This is a genomic window from Streptomyces sp. RP5T, from assembly GCF_003933965.1.
GTDB lineage: Bacteria > Actinomycetota > Actinomycetes > Streptomycetales > Streptomycetaceae > Streptomyces.
The window spans coordinates 17,018-38,325 of sequence record NZ_RSAJ01000014.1 but is presented as its reverse complement, the minus strand read 5'-3'; the positions used below and the strand labels follow the sequence as shown (position 1 = coordinate 38,325).

The window sequence follows — 21,308 nt, the reverse complement described above, 5'->3', positions numbered from 1 at the left end:
ACGGGGCAGGGGGAGGAGGCGGTGCTGTCGGCGTGGGCTCGGTGGGCTCGCTCTTCTTACGTGCGCGGCGTGCCGTCCGCTTCCTCGGTCTCCCGGCGCCCTCCTTGCCCGGCGTCCCGATCACCGCGAGCGGTGTGCCCACCGGCACCGTGGCGCCCGGATCGACCAGCAGCTCGGACATCGTGCCGGTCTCGAAGCACTCCACCTCGATCGTCGACTTCGCCGTCTCGACCACCGCGACCGGATCACCCTTGTGGACGGGGTCACCGGGCCGCACCAGCCATTCGAGCAGGGTGCCCTCGTCCATGTCGGCGCCGAGGGACGGCATGGTGAACTCGGCCATGGTCAGTCCACCGCCCGATGGGCCGCCGCCACGATGTCGCCGGTCTGCGGCAGGGCGGCCTCCTCCAGTTGCCGGGCGTACGGCATCGGGACCTCCGCGCTGCACACCCGCTCGACGGGGGCGTCCAGTTCGTAGAACGCGTCCTCCGCGATCCGGGCTGACACCTCGGCGGCCAGACTGCCGGTCCGCCAAGCCTCGTCGACGACCACGGCACGGTGGGTACGGGCCACGGACCCGGTGATGGCCGCGACGTCGAGCGGCCGGAGCGTGCGCAGGTCGATCACTTCGGCGTCGATGCCCTCGGCGGCCAGCTCGTCCGCGGCCGCGAGGGCCTTGGACAGCGAACCCCCGTAGGTGATCAGGGTGATGTCGGTGCCGGGTCGGCGGATCGCGGCGTGGTCCAGGTCCGCCGGCCCGGCGGACGGCGGGAGTTCGCCGGAGAGGTTGTAGAGGCTGCCGTGCTCGAAGATCAGCACCGGGTCGGGGTCGGCGAGCGCCGGGGCCAGCATGTGGCGGGCGTCCTCCAGGGTGGCGGGGGCGAGGACGCGGATGCCGGGGATGTGCGCGTACCAGCCCTCCAGGCTGTGCGAGTGCTGGGCGGCGAGCTGTCGTCCGGCGCCCGTGGTCATGCGGATGACCAGCGGTACCGCCAGCTGGCCGCCCGACATGTGCAGCAGTGTGGCGGCGTTGTTGAGGATCTGGTCGAGGGCGAGCAGGCTGAAGTTGACGGTCATGATCTCGACGATCGGTCGCATCCCGGCCAGGGCGGCGCCGATGCCGGCGCCCACGAACGCCGACTCCGACAACGGGGTGTCGCGGACGCGTTCGGGGCCGAACTCCTCCAGCAGCCCGAGGCTGACGCCGAAGCAGCCGCCGTACCGGCCCACATCCTCGCCCATGAGGAACACCCGTTCGTCCGCGGCAAGCGCCTCCCGCAGCGCCTCGCGCAGGGCCTCCCGGTAGGTCGTCGTCGCGGCCTTCGTGCTGGTGCCCATGGTCAGGTCACCGCCTCCGCCGGTGCGCTGGTGACATGCCGGAGCAGGGTCTCGACCGGCTCCTGCGGCGCCTGTTCGGCTGCTTCGACGGCGTGGTCGATCTCGGCGGTGATCCGCCGTTCGATGCGGGCGACGTCCTTGTCGACCGGCGCACCGCTCTTGCGCAGGCGGTCCGTGAGCAGGGTGATCGGGTCGCGGGACTTCCACCGCTCGATCTCCGCCTTGGCGCGGTAACGGTCGGGGTCGTACATCGAGTGGGCGCGGAAGCGGTAGGTGCGCAGTTCCAGGAAGTGCGGGCCGGTGCCGGTGCGGATGCCCTCGACGGCCCGCCGGGCGGCCTGTTCGACGGCCTCGACGTCCATGCCGTCCACGGACCAGGCGACCATGCCGTAGGAGGTGGCGCGCATCGCCAGATCGGTCTGCGCCTGGTGGCGCTCCAGAGCGGTGCCCATGGCGTAGAGGTTGTTCTCGCAGACGAGCAGCAGGGGAAGGTTCCACAGGGCCGCGAGGTTCGCCGTCTCGTGGAACTCGCCCTCGGCGAAGGCCCCGTCGCCGAAGAAGCAGCAGGTGACGCGGTTCAGTCCGCGCATGCGGTCGGCGAGCGCCAGGCCGGCGGCGAGGGGGAGTCCGCCGGCGACGATGGCGTTGCCGCCGTAGAAGCGCCGGCCGGCGTCGAACAGGTGCATGGACCCGCCCCGGCCGCCGCTGCAGCCGGTCGCCCTGCCGTACATCTCGGCCATGACCGCCTCGGCCGTGATGCCGCGGGCCAGGGCGTGACCGTGCTCGCGATAGGTGGCCACGACCGCGTCCTCGGGGGTGAGCGCCTCGTTGACGCCGACGGCGACGGCCTCCTCGCCGATGTAGAGGTGGACGAAGCCGCGGATCTTCGTGGCGCTGTACAGCTCTACGCACCGCTCCTCGAAGCGCCGGATGCGCAGCATCGCCTCCAGCAGGTCACGGCGGTGCCCGGTGTCCGGACCGGGCTCGGCCTGCGCGGCCTGCGCGGCTTTCGCGGTCTTCCGGGCGGCTTTCCGGGGCGTCGCGGACTGCCGGCTGCGGGAGGAGCGGGCGAGGCTCATACGGATCCCTCCAGAGTGGACAGGTCGCCGGTGGGCAGGCCGAGCTCGCGCGCCCGCAGCAGCCGGCGCATCACCTTGCCGCTGCGGGTCTTGGGCAGGTTCTGGTCGAAGGCGATCTCCCGCGGGGCGACGGCGGGACCCAGCTTGCGGCGGCCGAAGCCCAGCAGCTCCCGCTCCAGATCCGGCGTCGGCTCCACCCCGGGGCGCAGGGACACGAACGCCTTGACGACGTTCCCGGCGACCGGGTCGGGCCGTCCGATCACCCCGGCCTCCGCCACCAGTGGATGTTCCATGAGCGCGCTCTCCACCTCGAACGGGCCGATGAGATGCCCCGCCGACTTGATGACGTCGTCGGCACGCCCCACGAACCAGTACCAGCCGTCGGCGTCCCGGCGCACCAGGTCGCCGGTGAGATACCAGCCGTCCGCGAACGCCGCGTCGTAGCGCTCCTTGTCGTGCAGATAGCCGCGGAACATCGACGGCCAGCCAGGGCGCAGCGCCAACTCGCCCTCGACGCCCGGGCTTCGGACCTGTGTCACCCTGCCGTCGGTGACCTGGGCCCGGCCGTCCTCGCCCTGCTCCAGCACCGTCGCCTCGACGCCCGGCAGCGGGCGGCCCATCGAGCCCGGCCGGATCTCGCAGGCCGCGAAGTTCGCGATCATGATGCAACCGGTCTCCGTCTGCCACCAGTTGTCGTGCACCGGCAGCCCCAGCACGTCCCGGCCCCAGACCACGGCCTCCGGGTTGAGGGGCTCGCCGACGGAGGCGATGAAGCGCAGGGCGGACAGGTCGTGGGAGCGCGGCAGGTCGTAGGGGCCCTGGCGCGGTGTGGCGCGCATCAGCATGCGCAGCGCGGTGGGGGCGGTGTACCAGACCGTGACCCGTTGTTCGTCGAGGATCCGGTACCAGCGGCGGGCGTCGTAGTCGCCCTCGTCGACGACCGACGTCACACCGTGGACGAGCGGGGCGAGGACGCCGTACGACATGCCGGTGACCCAGCCGGGGTCGGCGGTGCACCAGTAGACGTCCTCGAGATGCAGGTCGAGCGCGTACGCGGCGGTCGCGTAGTGGGCGACGACCGCCTCGTGGACGTGCACCGCGCCCTTGGGGGTGCCGGTGGTGCCGCTGGTGAAGTGCAGCAGCGCCATGTCGTCCGGGGACGTGGGCGGGATGGCGAACGTGTCGGGGGCGGCGGACATCAGGTCGTCGAAGGACGCGGTTCCGGGCAGGTCCGCGGCGCCGGGGCCGACGATCAGGACGTGCTCCAGACCGGGCAGCGACGCCCGTCGCTCGGCGACCTTGCGCGCGTACAGGGCCGCGGTGGTGACCAGGACCCGGGCGTCCCCGAGACGCAGCCGCTGCTCGACCGGGTCGGGGCCGAACGCGGAGAACAGCGGGCACAGGACGCTGGTGTTCTTCAGGGTGCCCAGCACCGACGTGTACAGCTCGGGGCAGCGCCCGAGCAGGGTGAACACCCGGTCCCCGCGGCCGACGCCGAGGGACCTCAGGACGTTCGCGAAACGGGCGCTGCGGCGGGCCAGTTCGGCGTACGTGACGGTGGAGACGGTGTCGTCGCGGGCCACGCATCTCAGCGCGGCCTTCTCAGCGTGACCGGATGCCGCGTGCCGGTCGACCGCCTCGTACGCGATGTTGAGGCCCCCGTCGGGCAGTCCGGCCAGTTCGGCGCGCGCCTGCCGCCAGGTGAAGTCGGAGCGAGCCCGGTCGTAGTCGACGAGACGGAACCGGACGGCGGGACGGTCGGTCTTGCGGATGGTTTCCCAGTGCATCGGTGCTCCTTGCGGCACTGCCCCTGTTCTCCAGGGTCGCCGAGCCGGGCCGTGACTGCACTTCGGCGGCGAAGTGGGCCGGAGCACTCCCGCGGGCGGCCCGGCCTGGTGTCAGCGGTGCAGTACGACTTTGAGGGCGCCCGTGGTGGTGCCCTGGGCGAACGCCTCGTAGGCGTCCTGCATCCGCTCCAGCGGGAAGGTGTGGGTGACCAGCCCGGAGACGGGCAGGTCGCCGTAGCGCACCAGGCCCAGCAGCCAGGGGGTGGAGGACGTGTCGACCTGGCCGGTGCTGATGGTCACGTTCTTGCGCCAGAGGGATTCGAGGTGCAGGGTGACCGGTTTGCCGTGCACACCGATGTTGGCGATGTGCCCTCCGGTGCGGACGGCGCGGGTGCTGAGGACGAAACCGTCCGGCTCGCCGGACGCCTCGATGACGACGTCGGCTCCCGGCCCCTCGGACAGTTCGGCGATCATCTTCCCGGGCAGTTCCGCGGCGTCGGCCCCCAGACGGGCGGCCGCTTCGAGTCGCGCGGCGGACAGGTCCACCACCACGATCCGCCGCGGCGAGTAGAGCCGCGCGATGATCACACAGGCCAGCCCGACGGGCCCCGCGCCCACCACGACCACGGTGTCGCCGGGGCCGACACGGCCGTTGCGCACGCCGACCTCGTAGGCGGTCGGCAGGACGTCGCAGAGCAGGAGCGCCTCGTCGAGCGGAACGTTGGGGGGCCGCCGGTGGGCGGAGTGGTCCGCGAAGGGCACCCGCACCAGCTCGGCCTGGGTGCCGTCGATCCGGTTGCCCAGCAGCCACCCGCCGCCTCTGCTGCACTGTCCGAGGCTCGTGTCGCGGCACTCCCTGCAGTGGCCGCAGGCCGAGACGGCCGACACGATGACCTGATGACCGGGGCGCAGGTGGTCGACGCCGCCTCCGACCTCCACGACCTCGCCCACGGCCTCGTGGCCGAGGACGGTGCCGGGTTTCACCCCGGGGAGGTCGCCCCGCAGGATGCGCAGGTCGCTGCCGCAGACGGTGGTGGCGTCGACGCGGACGATCGCGTCGGTCGCCTCCTCGATCGTCGGGTCGGGGACGGTGTCCCAGGAGGTCTGTCCCGGGCCGTGGTAGACGAGCGCTCGCACGGTACTCACTCCCTCGCTCCCCCCGTTCAACGGTCACTCCGGCCGGGCGAGCGGGCAAACCGGGAGCCTGTGTGTCCCCTCGGTCCTCTCAACCGGCCGCTGTCACACCGGCCAGGGAGAGCCATGCGCTCAGCGCGGCCGGGTCCACGGCCCCGCAGCGGAAACCGACGTGCCCGTCCGGACGGACGGCCAGCAGGCCGCGCCCCGGGCTGTTCGTCAGCCGCAGGACCGTGACCCGAGGACCGGTCAGGACATCGGGCGGCGGGTCCGCGTCGCGCTGGAGCAGCAGGTGGACCCCGGGGCGGGCCAGCAGCCCGTGCAGCCGTCCGACGGTCCCGTCGGTGCTCACCGTGGCGTCCGGCAGACGGTCCCCCGGGCGAGGAGCGCCCCAAAGACGCGGTGTCCCGTCGACCGACAGGGGACTGCGCCGGTAGTTCACCCGCAGCTGGGAGATCAAGCGGACGGCCTCGGCGACCAGCCGCCGCCGGTCCAGGAGGGCGGGGACCAGCGGGGCCGCCCAAGGAGCGCCCACCGCGCGCAGCCATGAGGGGACACGGCCGGTCGACGCCTCCGCCCAGAACGCCGCGTGGGTGAGGACCATCCGTCCCTGCGCGGCGGACCGGCGCTCGCCGTCGTAGGAGTCGAGGAGCACGTCGGTGCCGGGCCCGAGGCGGTCGGCTGTGAGGCCGAGCTTCCAGCCCAGGTTCACCGCGTCCTGGATACCGGCGTTCATGCCCTGCCCCGTGGCCGGCGAGTAGTTGTGCGCGGCGTCCCCGGCCAGGAAGAGCCGCCCGCGGCGGAACCGCCGGGCCAGGCGGCACTGCAACGGCACCCGGGCGGACCATGCGAGACGCTCGATCACCGCCTCCAGACCCGTGTCGTCCACAAGGCGCTGGAGCTCGGCCCGCGGGACGGCCGGTCCGGGCTGGCCGAAGTCGCGCCCGGACCCGTCGGCGGACGTCCGGGTGGCCAGCAGCCGCCAGGGGGCCTGCTCGCCGAGCGGGAAGAGGAACAGCAGCCCGTCGCGGCCCGCGAACACCTGGGCCCCGAAGGGAGCGAACGCACTGCCGAGATCGACGTCGGCGAGGATCACCTCCTCCGCGTAGGGCCTGCCGTACCACCCGATACCGGCGCTCTCGCGCACCGCACTGGCCGGGCCGTCACAGCCGACCACACTGGAGCAGCGGGCCTCCTCGATGCCGTGCGCCGACCGCAGCACGGCTCGCGCGCCGTGCCCGTCGTCGCGGGCGGTCAGCAGTTCCGTACCCCGCTCGACCGCCACCCCCCGGTCGGTGAGCGCCCGCGTCAGCACGCTTTCGACGTGGGCCTGCCGCACGAGGGAGAGCTGAGGGAACGCGGTGTCCGGCAGTGCCAGATCCCCCAGTCCGGCCTCGACGACGCGGGAACCGAGATGGACACGGGCCGTCGGGGCGGTGTCCGCCACATCCAGCAGGGCCTCGGTCACACCGAGCGGGCGCAGGACCTCCAGCGTCCGGGGGTGCAGGATGAGCGCCCTGGAGGGCCGGAACGGCTCGGGCCGCCGCTCCACCACCCGGACGCTCGCGCCGTGGGCGTGAGCCTGGAGCGCCAGAGTGAGCCCGGTCGTACCGGCGCCGACGACGAGGACGTCCACGGGCGGCATCATGGCCCGGTCCGTATGTGCCACCAGGCCTCCTCAGCCGGGGTTCCGCGATCCGCGACGTCGTCGAGGAGCCCGGGTCCGGTGATGACGTCGTCGCGACGCCGCCCGGGCACGATCGTGTACCGGATCGAACCGGGCACACTGACCAGCGCCAGAACGCGCCACAGGGAGCGCGCGTAGTGCTCGGCGCGGGCTGCGCCGTCCCACTCGTACACGCCGCGGTACCTGCCCTGCTCGTCGTGGGCCAGCCACAGCTTCGAGGTGAAGCCGGGGAAGCCGACGAACAGGGGTGTGTTCAGCAGGCTCTCCCGGCGGAACAGCGTGTGTGCCGGACCGCGCACACCGCGCAGCCGGAAGGTGACCAGCAGGGTGCACGGGTCCTTCGCCAGGCCGCTGCCGAGCCGGGTCTCCCGGTACACCCGGCCCGAGGTGCCGTCCGTGAAGCGCAGCCGTGTCCCGACCCGGTCCTCGGCCAGGTGGACGCGGTGGCCGGCGAGCAGGGGGAAGGCGGCGGCGACACACGTGGCCACGGCTCGCCACGCCTGCCCCGAAGGAAGGGGTCTCTGTTCACTCACGGTGGCCTCCGGTTGGCTGCCTAGTCCGGCTCCATGTAGGGGCGGCGGAAGACCGGCGCCTGTTCGGTGCCCCACGGCCGTACGGCGGCCAGCGCCCGGGAGACGGCGGCCTCCACGGGCCCACTGGTGTCGACGGTGACGGCCTCCGGCCACGCGGGCTCCCCGTCCGCGATGGCGGCGGCGACGGCGAGGTCGGCGTCGGACGGCCCGGGGGCGCGGGTGCTCAGACGGGCCGCCGAGACCTCGCCCGGCACCTGGCAGTGCAGGGCCACCAGGTCGGCACTGGTCCGCTCGGCCACACGTCGGGCCGCCGCACGCTGCTCCGTGCTGGACCAGGTGGCGTCCAGTACGACGGACTCGCCGGACGCCAGCAGGGCCGCCGCGCGGTCGAGCAGGGCGGCGTAGGTCCGGGCCGTCCACTCGGCGGTGTACAGCCCTTCGCCGTACGCGGCCGCGGCCGACTGCTCGGGGTCGATGCCCGCCAGTTCCTTGCGGAGGCGGTCGCTGCTCAGGAGGGTGGCCTCCAGCCGGTCGGCGAGCGCACCGGAGAGGGTGGACTTCCCGCTGCCGGGCGGTCCGCCGACCACGGTCAGTCCGACGGCGGCGGTGCGCAGGTGGCGCAGGGTGGCGGAGACCAGCCGTCGTGACGCCCGCTCCGCTCCCGGTGCTCCCTGGCCCGCCTGGATGAGCGACACCTTGGCGCGGACGAACGCGCGATAGGCGACGTAGTGGTGCCACAGGGACGGGGGAGCGGGGTCGCCGGAGTACTCGGTGTAGTGGGCGAGGAAGAGGGCGGCGGCGTCCGGGGCGCCGAGTTGTTCGAGGTCCATGGCGAGGAAGGCGGCGTCGTCGAGACCGTCGACGTGGCGGAGGCGGTCGTCGAACTCCAGGCAGTCCAGGACACGGGGCCCGTCGTCGAGGCAGAAGACGTCCTCGGCGAGCAGGTCTCCGTGGCCGTCGACGACCCGCTTCTGCTCGATGCGGGAGTCGAACAGCCGCTCGCGTCCGGCGAGATACCCGTGCACGAGCCGTTCGACCTCGGGTACCCCCTCGGGCACGGAGCCGGCACCGGCCCGTGCGCGGATCTGCGCGAAGCTCGCTTCCCAGCGCGACGACAGAGCGTCCCGCGTGCCCTGTTCGTCCACGTCCCGGCCACGGGGTGCCTCGGCGTGCCAGGTGGCGAGCCGTCTGGCCACGGTGCGCAGCACGTCGTCGAGCGGAGCGCCGGTGCGCACCAGCTGGGACAGGCGTCGGTCCGCCGGCATACGACGCATCACCACGAGCGGCTCCGGTGCCTCGGCGTCAGGACTGCGCACCTCGCCCAGGCCCACGTACACGTCCGGCGCGAAGCGGCGGTTGAGGGCGACCTCGCGCTCGCACGCGGCCCGGCGTGCCGCCTGCTCGCTGTAGTCGAGGAAGCCCAGGTTCACGGGCTTCTTGACCTTGTAGGCACGGTCACCGGCGAAGAACAGGATCGCGGTGTGGGTCTCGCACACCTCGGCCCGCGACGGCTGCCCGCCGGGACGGCCCGGCTCAGTCATGGGGGACGACGGCTACGGGGCACCGAGCGTGATGGAGGGCCGCGTGGGCGACGTGGCCCAGGTGCGGTGTCACACCGTGCCGGTGCGCGTGCCGGCCGACGACCAGCAGCGCGGCACCCTCGGAGGCCTGGACGACGGCCTTGGCGGGACTCGCCAGACGGACACTGTCGGCCACCTCCACCTGCGGGTACTTCTCGTGCCAGGGCCGCAGCGCACCCCGCAGCTCCTTGTGCGCCTCCCGCGTCATCTCCTCGGCGACCTCGTGGTCCGCACCCCAGGGAGTGCGCGCGTGGAGCGGCACGCTGCGCCCGTGGACGGCCAGCAGCGGAACGCCCCGGGCCGCGGCGGTGTGGAAGGCGAAGTCGAGCAACTCCTCAGCCGAGTCGTGCAGTTGCAGCGCCACCACCACGGGCGCCGCGGTCGCGGAGGGAGGTCCCTCCGCTGTCGGCTCGGCCCGGACCAGGACGACCGGTCGCTCGGCACGCGCCACGACCGGCATGCTGATGTCACCCATGAAGTAGCTCACGACGGTTTCCATCCCACGGGAGCCGAGCACCAGCATCTCGGACTCGGAGGCGGCCTTGATGAGAGCCTCCTGGGCGTCCTCGGGGACCAGGTTCCCGAGGACGGTCAGACCCGGATGACGTGCCTGCAACTCCTTCTGCGCGGTGTGGACCAGACGCTTCGACCAGTAGTTCTGGTCGACCTCGGCGGTGCCGTGGGCAGGCTGCGGTGCCAGCAGCGGCCAGGCGTGCAGCAGCCGCAGGGTCAGACCCCGGCTCTCGGCCTCGTCGGCGGCCCAGCGGGCGGCGGCGAGGCTCTCGGGTGAGCCGTCGAGGCCCACGGTGATCGCTGGTTGCATGGCGACGGCCTCCGTCTCGTACGAAGCTGGAGATGTCGGTGAACGAGTCCGGTGGCGCACAGGTCCGGGCGTCGCCGGCAGGGCGAGCGTGGTGCGTTCTCTCCTTCGAGAAGTACCCCAATCCCTCCCGGCGCGCATGTGGACCGGGCGGGACGCGAACGGCTACGGGGCCGGAAGCCGGTTCGCCAGGGACCTTCGGCCCAGGACCCCGACGCGGCGGTGTCCGACACTGGACGCGGAGTGGGGGGAGTGACCAGCACCCGCTGGAGGACGACCCATGAACACCCAAGGATCGCCGTACACATCCGGTCCGCCCTCGCCGCGCAGCCGGCACATGCCACCGCGGGAGAACCCGCTGCGGCGTCCGTCCGACAGATTCGAATGGTGGTTCCGCCACTTCCTGATGATCGTCCTCGTCCTCGGGCTGCCCGTGGCCGCCTACAGCGCGGGCACGACGGCGTACGGATCCTCGATGCGCACCGTCCGTGCCCAGGCGGCGGAACGGCACGAGGTCACCGCCCGGCTCACCGAGAACGTCCCGCGCGAGAAGAACAGCGCGGCGAAGCAACCGGCGCAGATCCGCTGGACCGATCCCGGCGGCGTGGTGCGGACCGGAGCGGCCCTGGTGAAGCCGGGAACGGCCAAGGGCACCGCCGTGCGCGTGTGGGTGGACCGGAAGGGAACCGTCACCGGCCCGCCGGCGAGCCGGCTCAACGCGACGACCACCGGTTGGGTGATGGGTGCGGCGGCGGCGTTCGGCGTCACCTACGGGTGCTACGGGCTCTGGGTGGCCACCCGCCGGCTGGTGGACCGCCGCAGGTACGCGCAGTGGGACGCCGAGTGGGAGCGGGCGGAGCCGCTGTGGTCCGCCCGTTTCCGCCGGTGACGACCGGCGACCGGACCCGGCCCACGCGGCCCAGGAGGTGCACCGATGTCGGATGCGACGACCACCGACCTGTACGAGGTCACGATGGCCATGTCCTACCTGCGGGAGGGGATGACCGCGCCGGCCACGTTCAGCCTGTTCGTCCGTGACCTGCCTCCCGGGCGCGGCTTCCTGATCGCGGCCGGGCTGGAGTCCGCCCTGGACCACCTGTCCGGGTTCCGTGTCGGCCCCGAGGACGTCGACGCCTTCGCCCGCGCGCTGCACCGCCCGCCGCGGGATCTGGAGCCCCTGGACGGGCTGGCGTTCACCGGCCGGGTGCGGGCGGTGCCGGAAGGGCGGGTCGTGCTCGCGGGCGAGCCCCTGCTGGAGGTGACGGCACCCCTCCCGCAGGCGCAACTGGTGGAGACGTACCTGCTCAACCTGCTCAGCCACCAGACGGCGGTCGCCTCGAAGGCCGCGCGCTGTGTGCTCGCCGCGGCCGGGCACCCGGTCGTCGACTTCTCCCTGCGGCGCACCCACGGCCCGCAGGCCGGCTTCCAGGCCGCCCGCCTCGGCGCACTGGCCGGTTTCGCCGCCACCAGCAACGTGGCCGCGGCCACCGCCCTGGGCATACCCGCCGTGGGCACCATGGCCCATTCCTACGTGGAGGCGTTCGCCTCCGAGGACGAGGCGTTCCGCGCCTTCGCCCGCTGCCACCCCGGCCCCGTGACCCTGCTGGTGGACACCTACGACACCGAGGACGGCGTCCGTGCCGCGGCACACGTCCTGCACGACCTGGACCGCGGGCCCGGCTGCGCCGTACGGCTGGACAGCGGCGACCTCGGGGACCTCGCGGCGCGCACCCGGACCATCCTCGACGGGGCGGGCCTGCCGGACGTGCGGATCGTCGCCAGCGGCGGTCTCGACGAGTACGCCGTGGACACCCTGGTGCGCTCCGGGACACCGATCGACACCTACGCCGTCGGTACCCGCGTGGGGGTGTCGGCCGACGCCCCGTATCTGGACTCCGCCTACAAGATGGTGGAGTACGACGGCCGCCCGGTGATGAAGCTGTCGTCGGCGAAGGTGACGGCACCCGGCCCCAAACAGGTGTTCCGCCGTCCCGGCTGTGCGGACGTGATCGCCCTCGCCGACGAGCGGCCACCGGCCGACGGCGTCGCGCTGCTGGAGACGGTGATGGAGAACGGCCGCCGCACCGGCGGGCGGCCCACGCTCGACGAGTGCCGGGCCCGATGCGCCGCGGACCTGGGCGCGCTGCCCTCCGCGGCCCGCCGCATCCGGGCGCCGGTCGCGCCCCGCGCCACGACCTCGCGGCGGCTGGACGCGCTCACCACCCGCGTCCGGCACGACATCGAGGAGCAGCTCGCACCACATCGGTCGGTACCGACATGAGGAGGAAAGCGATGCCGCACACCTTGGAATGGAAGGTCCGTCTCCACCTTTTCGAGGACGACGACGGAACGACGAAGGCCCATCTGGTGCTGAAGACCGGCACCACGGAGCTCAACGGTCACGGGACCGCCCACTGCAATCCGGCGGACGCCAACGTCCCGGAGATAGGCGACGAACTGGCGGCCGGCCGCGCGCTGAACGACCTGGCCGGACGACTGCTGCAAGTCGCCGAGCGCGACATCGAGGCAATGGGCACAGCCCGGCCGACCACGCGGGAGAACGCGGCGTGGTCGCTGTGAAACCGCCGCAGAAAACCTGTCTGAGGCCGAAGTCCGTGTAACCGAGGAGGGAACACCCATGACACACCCCGCACGACACAGCAGCGGCACGCTGCCCGCCGCACTGCGCGAGCTGGACGACCTCCGCACGAGGGTGGACCAGCTGATGCACGCCGCGTTCACCGGCGGCGGATGGCCCGCGTTCGGCGGCACCGAGCCCTGGGCGCCGATGGCCGACATCGAGGACGCCGAGGACGCCTACCTGGTGGAGCTGGAGCTGCCCGGCATGGACAAGGACCAGATCACCGTGGAGGTCTCCGAGGGCGAACTCGACGTCCACGGTGAGGTCAAGCAGCGGGAGCACACGGGGGCGGTCCGCAGGCACACCCGCCGGATCGGCCAGTTCGACTACCGTGCCACGCTGCCGCCGAACGCCGACACCGAGCACATCAGCGCGGAACTGACCAACGGCGTCCTCACGGTCAGGGTCCCCAAGACCGAGAGGGGGCAGACGCAGCGCATCGAGATCACCGGCTGAGCCCGGATTCCCACGCGAGGCACAGCACCGTCCGCACCATCCGCGAGAGAGGCCGGCCACCATGCGAGCTCACCTCGGCGACCAACTCGTCATCGAAAGCACGAAGTCCGACGCCACCCGGCGCGACGGGGAGATCGTGGGACTCCACCACGCGGACGGCACACCGCCGTACGACGTGCGCTGGTCGGACACGGACGAGGTGACGCTCGTGTTCCCCGGTCCCGACGCGCATGTCCGCCATCTGGAGCAGGGACAACCCGGCACGGTCCACGCCGCACCGGACACCGGCGGGGCGGGGGCCGCTGCGGCGGACCCCGGCGACATCGGCCGACGGGTGGCGGCCGAGCGCCGCAGACAGGGACTCGACCGCGAGGAGACGGCCCGCCGCGCGCGGATGGCGCCCGGCTACCTGGCGTACCTGGAGGAGCATCCGGCCGACCCGAGCACGGCGGCGCTCATCGGCCTGGCCGACGCACTGGGCACGACCGCCGCCGCTCTGCGCGGGGGAGGAGCGGACCTGCCGCCCGGCCAGGGCCACGCGCTGCTGCATCCACGGCTGCGGGACCTCGGCCCGGACGAGTGCCGTGCCCTGCTGTCCACCCACGGCGTGGGGCGCGTCGCGGTGTCGGCGCCCGACGGCCGCCCGGCGATCGTCCCGGTCAACTACGAGGTCGTCGACGACGCCATCGTCTTCCGGACCGCCCCCGACTCGCTGCCCGCGGCGGCCGTCGCGACGGAGGTCGCCTTCGAGGTCGACCACGTGGACGAGGCCCTGAGCCAGGGCTGGAGCGTGCTCGCCGTCGGACCCGCGAGCGCCGTCACGGAACCGGAGGCCGTGCGCGGGCTCGAAGAGCGGGCGCACAGCACACCCTGGGCGGGGGGAGAACGGGAGACGTGGGTGTCGATCCGCCCCACCAGCCTCACCGGCCGCCGGATCACCGCAGCGGACCAGTAGTCGCCCGCGCGCCGACACGTGCGAGGAGTCCCCAGTGAACCCACGAGCCCCGTCCGACAACCAGGTGGCGGCCCTGGTGCACGACGCCGCTGCCGCCCCGTCGATGCACAACGCCCAGCCCTGGCGTTTCCGCTACCTCCGGCACACCCGCACCCTGGAACTGCACGCCGACCTCAAGCGCACCATGCCGCATGCCGACCCCGACACCCGCCACCTCCACCTCGGCTGCGGCGCGGCCCTGTTCAACCTGAGGGTCGCCGCCGTCCACGAGGGCTGGTACCCGCACACCGTGCTCCTGCCCGACCTCTCCGACGGGTCCCATCTCGCGAGCGTACGGCTGGCCGGCGACGCCGACGACGAGCCCGGGCTCGGGGCGCTGTACCCCGCGATCCACCAGCGGCACAGCAGCCGCCACCCGTTCGAGGAGAGGGAGATCCCCGCAGCCGTACGGGAGGCCCTCGCCGCCGCGGCGTACGCCGAGGGGGCGACACTGGCGTTCCCCGCCTCGTGGCATCTGGGGGAGGTGCTGGAACTCGTCCAGGAGGCCGAGGACCGCAACCGCACCGACGCGGGCAGTGACCAGGACCTGGCCCGCTGGACCGTCAACGACGCCGTGTCCGCGGTCGATGCCACCGAGGGCATCCCGTACTACGCGTACGGGCCGCGCAAGCGCGGAGGAAGGGCACCCATGCGGGACTTCACCGGCACCCGGCAGGTGGCGGGACGGGACGCCGCCGACTTCGAACAGACCCCGCAGCTGGCCCTCGTCTGCACGGTCCACGACCGACCGGAGGACTGGCTGAGGGCCGGTCAGGCCATGCAACGCGTCCTGCTGCTCGCCACGCTCCACGGGCTGTCCAGCTCGTTCGCCACCCAGCCCCTCGAATGGACCGACCTGCGCTGGCCGCTGCGCGACCCGTCGACCGGGGCGGGCCACACACAGATCGTGCTCCGCCTGGGCTACGGCCCCAAGGGCCCGGGCACCCCGCGCCGCCCGGTCTCGCAGGTGCTGGACATCGAGCCCTGACACGGGCGACGGGTGGGCACCGCAAGCCGAACCGAGCGGTTCGACTCCTGTCTCGCGGTGACTCGCGGGTGGTGCGACGGTATGCAGAGGGGGTCTGTCAGCAGCCGGACGGGAAGGCGGTGGCGGTGATGGAACTCCCGCTGGTCGTGGGCGTCGACGGATCGGACTCCAGTCTGCGGGCGGTCGACTGGGCGGTGGACGAGGCGGCACGCCACGGACTGCCGCTGCGCCTGCTCCACGCCTTCCGGTGGGAGCGCTACGAGCGGACCCTGCCGTCGTTCACCACCGGCCGGCACGCCGGGGAGGTGATGGCGCAGAACATCGTCGCCTCCTGCGCGCACCGCGCCGGGCTCCGCGACCCGGAGGTGAAGGTGGCCGAGGAGGCCGTGCCCGACGACGCCGTCCCCGCACTGCTGCGCGCGGCACCCGACGCGTTCGCCCTGGTCGTGGGGGAACGCGGGCGGGGCGAGGTGGCGGGGCTGCTCCTGGGCTCGGTCAGCCTGGCCGTGGCGGCACGCGCCGTGTGCCCGGTCGTCGTGGTCCGGGGCGAGGAGCCCAACCTCCGGGGATCCCTCGGCAGGGTCGTGGTGGGCGTCGGTGAAGTCGCCGACAGCGCGGGCGCCGTGCGGTTCGCCGCCCGTGAGGCACAGGCACGCGGCTGCGCCCTGACGGCCGTACGGGCCTGGCGCCGACCCGCCCGTGAACAGGGGGACGATCCCCTCGTCGCGGACGACACGCGGGCCGGCTCCGAACTGGAGGACGCTCTGCGCGACGCCGTGCGAGAACACCCCGACCTCTCCGTCCACCGCCACACGGTCGAGGGCCCGGCCCACCGCGCCCTGCTCGACGCGGCGGCCGACGCCGACCTGGTCGTCGTCGGAGCGGTACGCGGACACGGTCACTTCGGTCTCCAGCTCGGCAGGGCCGCCCACACCCTGCTGCACCACTCGGCCTGCCCGGTCGCCGTCGTACCCCGGCGGGTCTGACAACCGCCTGGAGCCGATGGGCGATGGAGCACTCGGCGACCACGGTCCAGAGGACCGCGTCGTCACAGGTCCGTGCAGTCGGCCGCGGCGCACTGCTCGGACGCCGCCGCCCCCACCACGTTCGGCCGCATCCCGAGCTCGCATCCGCGGCCGACTGCGCGGCCGGTCAGCGGCAACGGGTCGGGCCAGGACGAGTTCCAGGTGACGGGGCTGCAGCTGGAGAACAACTGGGAGAACCTGTCCAACGCGGCCACGAACTCCACGCAGAACCACACGAGCCCGAACGTGGGGATCGGCAACGGGCGGTTCACGACGATGCAGGCGATCGACGCCCAGCTGGCCGTGGCGCCGCGGAAGTAGAGCACGCCTCACCCGGCGGGACCCCGCGCCGACCTGCGCGCGGGGTCCCGCGCGCAGGTCCGGGGGTGCGGCTACGGAATCCGGCCGACGTCGGTCGGTGCGGAGCAGCCTGCACCCGGGCGGTTCACCCGGCGGCCAGAGCGGTCCACTTCTGGTTGGAGCCGTTGTTGCAGTCCCACAGCTGGACTTGCGTGCCGTCGGCCGTGGAGGAGCCAGGAACATCGAGGCAGCGGCCCGAGGCGGGGTTGCGGTAGCCGCCGTTGTAGACCTGCCAGACCTGGTTGGATCCGCCGTGGCACGTCCACAGCTGAACCTTGGTGCCGTTGGCGGTGGCCCCACCGGCGACGTCGAGGCACTTGCCCATGGAGCGCAGGGTGCCGTCGGTGTACGAGGACCAGTACTGGTTGGCGCCGTCCCCGCAGCTCCATGTCTGGACGACGGTTCCGTCGGCGGTGCCCGCCCCGCTGACGTCCAGGCACTTGCCGGCGACGCCGGACTGTACGCGCGCGGGAGCCGGCGCCGGGTTCCTCAGCCACCCGGCGTTGTCCGCGGCCTGGACGCCGCGGTGGAAGGCGTCGGCCATCTTCTGGTAACCGGCGTCGTTGGGGTGCAGGGGATCGGCCAGGTCGGCTGTGGTCAGGCCGCTCATGTCGACGTACGCGACATGCTTCCCCGCCGCTTGGGCATCGCTGACGATACGGCCGACGGCCTGGTTGTACGCGCCGCGGAACTGCTCCTCCGAACTGCTGGTGGACACGACCAGGGAGGCGACGAGCACGGTCGCGTCGGGAACGTCGGCGGTGATCTGGCCGACCAGCGACCTCAGCCGCGCGATGGCGGTGTCTACCTCGGAAGCCCCTTGGAGGTCGTTGGTACCGATGTGCAGCGTCACGACGTTGGGCCGGTAGCGGGTCAACGAGGCGTCCGCGAGGGCGGCTATCTGGTCGATGCGGTATCCCGAGTGACCCTCGTTGTCGGGGTCGGACATCGTCCCGCCCCGCAACGTACCGACGAAGTCCAGAGGATGGCCGTCCGCCGCCAGCTGGTTCCACAACGGACTCCGGTAGCCGTTGCCCGTACTGCTCCCCACGCCCCACGTGATGGAGTCGCCCAACGGCATGACCCGCAAAGGCGTGTTGGGGGCGGCGGAAGCGGGGGTGGTCACACCTGACACCGTCGCCGCGAGCGCGGCGGCGACAAGGGAGACGAGTAACATCCGGGGCTTTCTCATGCAGTGTCCTCTTCTACGAGTGATCGCGCGCCCGTTGCCGTGACGGGGCGGGTCAGCGCTGCAGGGTGAGCAGGCCCGGCCGGTACGGCAGTTGGATGTAGGGCGTGCCCGACGGGGTGTTGGGGGACAGGCCCTGGTAGAGGAGTTGCAGGTTGCACGGGTCGACGGTCATGGTCTGGTCGGGGTTGTTGCGGACCAGGTCACCGTGACTGATGTCGTTGGTCCAGGTGGCACCGCTGTTGGCCTTGCCCGCGAAGGGGTTGCTCTCGGTGGCGGCCTGCGGGGTCCACGGGCCGTTCAGGCCGGAGGCCGTGAAGGAGCGGAAGAACCGCTGCTCACTCGCGCCGCGGGCCTCTACGATCATGAGGTACTGGTTCTGGTCCTGCACCTTGTAGACCTGCGGCGCCTCGAACAGGTTCTTCACCGTGTCGCTCATGATCGTCGTGTACGACGAGCCGAAGCTGGCCGGGAAGTTCCCGATCGGCATGGCCGACCGGTAGATCTTGCCGTTGTCCCCGGCGAAGAACATGTACATGTTCTGGCCGTCGGCGATCAGGGTCGGGTCGATCGCGCTGCCGTCGGGGACACTGCCGGTGAACAGGGGCTGTGCCGCGGACCAGCTGTTGGGGTTGGTGGGATCGCTCGACGTGCGGTAGACGAACGGCCATGGGGTGCCCCACCCGTTGGACGTCAGCACCCAGATGTTCTTGGGCGCGAAGTAGAACAGTGTGGGAGCCACCGCGCCCTGGCTCATCTGGGTCTGGCCGGCCGTCGCCATGTCCGACCAGTTCGTGAAGGGGCTGAACGCCATCGACTTCCACGACGACCCGTCCGAGACGGTCGCGTAGACGAGGTGCCTGCCGTTGTAGGTGACGGTGGTGAAGTCCTTCAGGGCGGCCCACCCGTTCGCCGGCTGCGCAAGTGGGCCGGTCGAGTTCCAGCGGTAGGTCGACGGAAGGGCGCACGTGCCGCCCGACGGCGTGGACAGGCCGGTCCACTGCTGGTTGGCCGCGCCGTTGCAGTTCCACAGCTGCACGGCCGTGCCGTTGGCCGTGGCGCCGCCCGACACGTCCAGGCACAGCCCGGACTCCACGGCCACGATCGCGCCGTCGGAACTGACCCGCCACTGCTGGTTGGTGCCGCCGCTGCACGACCAGATCACCGGCCGGGTACCGGGCGTGGTGGCGTGGCCCGGAACGTCGAGGCACTTGTTGCCGTACACGGTCAGCTGGTTGGAGTCCGTGAGGGTCCACTGCTGGTTGGTCCCGCCCCAGCAGTCGTAGATCTGCAGACTCGTGCCGTCGGTCTGAGCCGCGCCCGGCACGTCGAGGCACCGGCCGGAGCCGACGCCGCGCACGGCGCCGGTGGTGGCTGCCTGTGCGGGCTCGGCCACCAGCAATGCCGCTAAAGCGGCAAGGGCCGCGAGCAGTACGGACAGATGCCTGCGGCCTGACGTACGTCTGAGCATGACGTCCTCTTTCCTGGTGCGATGCAACCGCGTGCGTTCGGGATGTCGAACAATGGTCGAAACGTCGCGCAGGTGAAGGGCGGGGTGGCGTAGAGGGAGCCCCGCTCATCGATCCACTTCACTCATACATGGGATGGATTAGCGGGTACACACGTACTCGGTGTCCAGCCCCGCGACAGAAAACGCGCGCTGTGGGTCGCCGGAAGTCGGATTCTCCACTCGGACAACCATGTCAAACATGGGGTGTTCTGAAGATTGGGTGGAGGCGGTGTGACGGCAGGTCGGCGTTGAGGGGCCCTACATGGTGCCGACCGTGCGCAAGGTGGCGAGGATCAACGCCCGGGTGACGGTGACGACTTCGCTCACGCGGACCTGTTCCTGCGGACCGTGTGCGAGGCGTACGTCGCCGGGGCCGTACTGCAGGGTGGGGATGCCTGCCCCGGAGTACAGGCGCAGGTCGCTGCCGTAAGGGGCGCCTCGCTCGGAGGGCCGTGGACCGGCGGTGACGGTGGCGTGCGCGTCGGCTACTCGGGCCGCGAGCGGATGCCCGGCCGGCAGCTGTCCGCTGGCGAACTGTCCGCCGGGCCACGTCACCGTGGCGGGGTGGGAGCGCAACCAGGGGTCGGCCGCGCAGGCTTCGGCCACGCACACCTCCAGTTCGGTGCGCGCCTGGGCCGGGTCCTCGCCCAGCTTCACGCCCAGTCTTCCCTCGGCCACCAGCAGGTCGGGCACGCTGCTGGCCCAGTCGCCGGAACGGAGGGTGCCGACGGACAGCGGGTAGGGGATGGGGTATTCGGACATGCGCGGGTCGGCCCGCATGTTGCGGCGGGCTTCCAGCCGGGCGAGCGCGTGATGGATGGGCAGGTACGCGTCGATGGCGCTCATGCCCGCGTATCTGGTGCTGCCGTGGGTGGCCCGGCCGGGTACGTCGAGACGAAAGGTGAGGGCGCCGGCGTTCGCCGTCATGAGCGCGCCGCTGGTCGGTTCGGTGATGATGCAGGCGTCACCGGTGTGGCCCCGCTGGAGGGTGGCGAACGCTCCGAGTCCTCCGTCCTCCTCGCTGACGACGAAATGCGCCGACACCCGACCGCGCAGCCTTGCGCCCGCTTCCCGTATCGCGGCGAGGGCGGCGAGTATCGCCACGATCCCCGCCTTCATGTCGCACGCTCCTCGTGCGTGCACCACGTCCCCGGTGGCCCGGGGACGGAAAGGGTCACCCTCCCATCGCGCCAGGTCCCCGGGAGGGACGACGTCGACGTGGCCCTGGAGGACCAGGGCCGGCCCGTCGCCCTGGAGCCGTGTGTCGCCTACCAGGCCCCAGGCCTCCGTGCGGGGCGCCTCGCTGCCGGGAAAGCGGGGATGGGCGCACAGCTCGGGCAGATTCACGGACCACAGGTCGACCGCGAGGTCCATCCGCTCCAGCTGCCGGGCCAGGACGTGCTGAAGCTCGGACTCCGCGGCGCTGCCCGTCACGCTCGGAACGGCCAGAAGTTTCAGCAGCAGCCGGGCGATGGCGGTTTCGTCCACTGCGGACAGCGCCGCGGCTTCGGCATCGCTCAGGCTTGCTGTCATCTCGACCTGCTTCCGGCACGTGACATCAGGACAAGCCGGAGACTATGGTCGGAGAAATGGTGCAAGCAATCTCCATTTGCTGCTGCCTGGCATTGCTTTCTTGCAATATTGGGGACTCCGTGGCGACTTCTTGCGCCGCCCAGTGTCGGGAGTGGTGCCATGGACGCCATCGATGAAGCGATCATCCGTTACGTCGTGCACGACGCACGTGCCACGTACGCCCAGATCGGCAAGGCGGCCGGGCTGTCCGCGCCCGCAGCCAAGCGGCGTCTGGACCGCCTGGTGGCCACCGGAGCGATCCGCGGTTTCACCGCTCTCATCGATCCGCAGGCGTTGGCCTGGCACACGGAGGCTTTCGTCGAGGTCTACTGCAGCGGCAATCCCACCCCCGCCGAACTGTGCCACGCCCTGAAGGACATCCCCGAGGTCGTCGAAGCCTGTACCGTCTCCGGCGCCGCCGACGCGGTCGTCCACATGCTCGCCAGAGACATCCCCCACCTGGAACAGGCTATCCAACGGGTGCGCGCCACCGCTCCTGTCGAACGGACCGAGAGCGCCATCGTCCTCTCCCGGCTGCTGAACCGGCCTCGCGTGTGATCGAGGCGGTGCGATGACGGCGAGTCCCGGGGGTCACACCTTGGCGCGACGGGGACA

Annotated in this window: 21 protein-coding genes; 9 read left to right on the top strand and 12 right to left on the bottom strand. The window is 72.1% G+C overall.

Translation table 11 applies throughout. From position 1 onward, the window contains the following. The 9 genes from EHS43_RS03100 to EHS43_RS03060 form a co-directional block, all read right to left on the bottom strand. Positions 1-343 (bottom strand): biotin/lipoyl-containing protein (locus EHS43_RS03100; protein ID WP_312023406.1); only part of this gene is annotated, 343 nt, incomplete at its 3' end. Positions 344-345: 2 nt separating this feature from the next. Beyond that, complete coding sequence (locus tag EHS43_RS03095; RefSeq protein WP_125188974.1) at positions 346-1,338, bottom strand: alpha-ketoacid dehydrogenase subunit beta; 993 nt, start codon at positions 1,336-1,338, stop codon at positions 346-348. A 2-nt stretch (positions 1,339-1,340) separates the two neighbouring features. Continuing rightward, entirely contained in the window at positions 1,341-2,417 is a 1,077-nt protein-coding gene (pdhA, locus tag EHS43_RS03090) for a pyruvate dehydrogenase (acetyl-transferring) E1 component subunit alpha (RefSeq protein ID WP_125188973.1), read from the bottom strand. Next, on the bottom strand, positions 2,414-4,204 hold the full coding sequence (gene acsA / locus EHS43_RS03085; RefSeq protein WP_125188972.1) for an acetate--CoA ligase: 1,791 nt from the start codon (positions 4,202-4,204) through the stop codon (positions 2,414-2,416). The genes pdhA and acsA overlap by 4 nt, the downstream gene beginning before the upstream one ends. Before the next feature lie 111 nt (positions 4,205-4,315). Then, positions 4,316-5,341, bottom strand: coding sequence for an alcohol dehydrogenase catalytic domain-containing protein (locus tag EHS43_RS03080; protein WP_125188979.1), 1,026 nt, complete (start codon positions 5,339-5,341; stop codon positions 4,316-4,318). An 88-nt stretch (positions 5,342-5,429) separates the two neighbouring features. Further along, the gene (locus EHS43_RS03075) at positions 5,430-7,007 is read right to left on the bottom strand and encodes an FAD-dependent monooxygenase (protein WP_260470363.1); all 1,578 of its coding nucleotides are present in this window, start codon (positions 7,005-7,007) and stop codon (positions 5,430-5,432) included. Further along, positions 6,983-7,558 carry a hypothetical protein gene (locus EHS43_RS03070; protein ID WP_125188971.1) on the bottom strand — a complete coding sequence of 192 codons (576 nt, stop codon included), beginning with the start codon at positions 7,556-7,558 and terminating at the stop codon, positions 6,983-6,985. Before EHS43_RS03070 ends, EHS43_RS03075 begins: the two co-directional genes overlap by 25 nt. A gap of 20 nt (positions 7,559-7,578) precedes the next feature. Beyond that, on the bottom strand, positions 7,579-9,099 hold the full coding sequence (locus tag EHS43_RS03065; RefSeq protein WP_260470362.1) for an AAA family ATPase: 1,521 nt from the start codon (positions 9,097-9,099) through the stop codon (positions 7,579-7,581). Then, the gene (locus EHS43_RS03060; RefSeq protein WP_125188970.1) at positions 9,092-9,961 is read right to left on the bottom strand and encodes a universal stress protein; all 870 of its coding nucleotides are present in this window, start codon (positions 9,959-9,961) and stop codon (positions 9,092-9,094) included. The genes EHS43_RS03065 and EHS43_RS03060 overlap by 8 nt, the downstream gene beginning before the upstream one ends. Positions 9,962-10,238: 277 nt before the next feature. Between EHS43_RS03060 and EHS43_RS03055 the strand changes: the two genes are divergently transcribed. The 8 genes from EHS43_RS03055 (at position 10,239) to EHS43_RS03020 (ending at position 16,383) form a co-directional block, all read left to right on the top strand. Further along, the gene (locus EHS43_RS03055) at positions 10,239-10,847 is read left to right on the top strand and encodes a hypothetical protein (RefSeq protein WP_125188969.1); all 609 of its coding nucleotides are present in this window, start codon (positions 10,239-10,241) and stop codon (positions 10,845-10,847) included. 45 nt (positions 10,848-10,892) lie between these two features. Continuing rightward, positions 10,893-12,239, top strand: a complete 1,347-nt coding sequence (locus EHS43_RS03050) for a nicotinate phosphoribosyltransferase (protein WP_125188968.1) — start codon at positions 10,893-10,895, stop codon at positions 12,237-12,239. An 11-nt stretch (positions 12,240-12,250) separates the two neighbouring features. Beyond that, complete coding sequence (locus EHS43_RS03045; protein ID WP_125188967.1) at positions 12,251-12,538, top strand: DUF1876 domain-containing protein; 288 nt, start codon at positions 12,251-12,253, stop codon at positions 12,536-12,538. 58 nt (positions 12,539-12,596) lie between these two features. Further along, positions 12,597-13,055 carry an Hsp20/alpha crystallin family protein gene (locus EHS43_RS03040; RefSeq protein ID WP_125188966.1) on the top strand — a complete coding sequence of 153 codons (459 nt, stop codon included), beginning with the start codon at positions 12,597-12,599 and terminating at the stop codon, positions 13,053-13,055. Between the two features lie 61 nt (positions 13,056-13,116). Further along, complete coding sequence (locus EHS43_RS03035) at positions 13,117-14,010, top strand: pyridoxamine 5'-phosphate oxidase family protein (RefSeq protein ID WP_125188965.1); 894 nt, start codon at positions 13,117-13,119, stop codon at positions 14,008-14,010. 34 nt (positions 14,011-14,044) lie between these two features. Continuing rightward, complete coding sequence (locus tag EHS43_RS03030) at positions 14,045-15,037, top strand: nitroreductase family protein (protein ID WP_260470361.1); 993 nt, start codon at positions 14,045-14,047, stop codon at positions 15,035-15,037. 128 nt (positions 15,038-15,165) lie between these two features. Next, positions 15,166-16,023, top strand: a complete 858-nt coding sequence (locus tag EHS43_RS03025; protein ID WP_125188964.1) for a universal stress protein — start codon at positions 15,166-15,168, stop codon at positions 16,021-16,023. A 72-nt stretch (positions 16,024-16,095) separates the two neighbouring features. Then, positions 16,096-16,383, top strand: a complete 288-nt coding sequence (locus tag EHS43_RS03020) for a hypothetical protein (RefSeq protein WP_125188963.1) — start codon at positions 16,096-16,098, stop codon at positions 16,381-16,383. A 124-nt stretch (positions 16,384-16,507) separates the two neighbouring features. On the opposite strand, the gene EHS43_RS03015 is transcribed toward EHS43_RS03020, so the two are convergent. From EHS43_RS03015 to EHS43_RS03005, 3 genes are all read right to left on the bottom strand, one after another. Then, entirely contained in the window at positions 16,508-17,614 is a 1,107-nt protein-coding gene (locus tag EHS43_RS03015; RefSeq protein ID WP_125188962.1) for an SGNH/GDSL hydrolase family protein, read from the bottom strand. A gap of 52 nt (positions 17,615-17,666) precedes the next feature. Beyond that, positions 17,667-19,082, bottom strand: a complete 1,416-nt coding sequence (locus EHS43_RS03010; RefSeq protein ID WP_125188961.1) for a non-reducing end alpha-L-arabinofuranosidase family hydrolase — start codon at positions 19,080-19,082, stop codon at positions 17,667-17,669. Positions 19,083-19,379: 297 nt separating this feature from the next. Beyond that, positions 19,380-20,654 (bottom strand): ArgE/DapE family deacylase, encoded by a 1,275-nt coding sequence (locus EHS43_RS03005; protein ID WP_125188960.1) that lies wholly within the window; start codon positions 20,652-20,654, stop codon positions 19,380-19,382. A gap of 159 nt (positions 20,655-20,813) precedes the next feature. Here EHS43_RS03005 and EHS43_RS03000 point away from each other — a divergent pair, with 159 nt between their 5' ends. Further along, positions 20,814-21,251 carry an Lrp/AsnC family transcriptional regulator gene (locus EHS43_RS03000; protein WP_125188959.1) on the top strand — a complete coding sequence of 146 codons (438 nt, stop codon included), beginning with the start codon at positions 20,814-20,816 and terminating at the stop codon, positions 21,249-21,251. The last annotated feature ends 57 nt before the right edge of the window (positions 21,252-21,308 follow it).

What these genes read in the sequence shown, in the direction of transcription:
- EHS43_RS03000 (WP_125188959.1), top strand. Translation starts at nt 20,814, where the DNA reads ATGGACGCCATCGATGAAGCGATCATCCGTTACGTCGTGCACGACGCA.
- EHS43_RS03015 (WP_125188962.1), bottom strand. Translation starts at nt 17,614, where the DNA reads ATGAGAAAGCCCCGGATGTTACTCGTCTCCCTTGTCGCCGCCGCGCTC.
- EHS43_RS03050 (WP_125188968.1), top strand. Translation starts at nt 10,893, where the DNA reads ATGTCGGATGCGACGACCACCGACCTGTACGAGGTCACGATGGCCATG.
- EHS43_RS03060 (WP_125188970.1), bottom strand. Translation starts at nt 9,961, where the DNA reads ATGCAACCAGCGATCACCGTGGGCCTCGACGGCTCACCCGAGAGCCTC.
- EHS43_RS03035 (WP_125188965.1), top strand. Translation starts at nt 13,117, where the DNA reads ATGCGAGCTCACCTCGGCGACCAACTCGTCATCGAAAGCACGAAGTCC.
- pdhA (WP_125188973.1), bottom strand. Translation starts at nt 2,417, where the DNA reads ATGAGCCTCGCCCGCTCCTCCCGCAGCCGGCAGTCCGCGACGCCCCGG.
- EHS43_RS03065 (WP_260470362.1), bottom strand. Translation starts at nt 9,099, where the DNA reads ATGACTGAGCCGGGCCGTCCCGGCGGGCAGCCGTCGCGGGCCGAGGTG.
- EHS43_RS03045 (WP_125188967.1), top strand. Translation starts at nt 12,251, where the DNA reads ATGCCGCACACCTTGGAATGGAAGGTCCGTCTCCACCTTTTCGAGGAC.
- EHS43_RS03005 (WP_125188960.1), bottom strand. Translation starts at nt 20,654, where the DNA reads ATGACAGCAAGCCTGAGCGATGCCGAAGCCGCGGCGCTGTCCGCAGTG.
- EHS43_RS03055 (WP_125188969.1), top strand. Translation starts at nt 10,239, where the DNA reads ATGAACACCCAAGGATCGCCGTACACATCCGGTCCGCCCTCGCCGCGC.
- EHS43_RS03010 (WP_125188961.1), bottom strand. Translation starts at nt 19,082, where the DNA reads ATGCTCAGACGTACGTCAGGCCGCAGGCATCTGTCCGTACTGCTCGCG.
- EHS43_RS03095 (WP_125188974.1), bottom strand. Translation starts at nt 1,338, where the DNA reads ATGGGCACCAGCACGAAGGCCGCGACGACGACCTACCGGGAGGCCCTG.
- EHS43_RS03025 (WP_125188964.1), top strand. Translation starts at nt 15,166, where the DNA reads ATGGAACTCCCGCTGGTCGTGGGCGTCGACGGATCGGACTCCAGTCTG.
- acsA (WP_125188972.1), bottom strand. Translation starts at nt 4,204, where the DNA reads ATGCACTGGGAAACCATCCGCAAGACCGACCGTCCCGCCGTCCGGTTC.
- EHS43_RS03040 (WP_125188966.1), top strand. Translation starts at nt 12,597, where the DNA reads ATGACACACCCCGCACGACACAGCAGCGGCACGCTGCCCGCCGCACTG.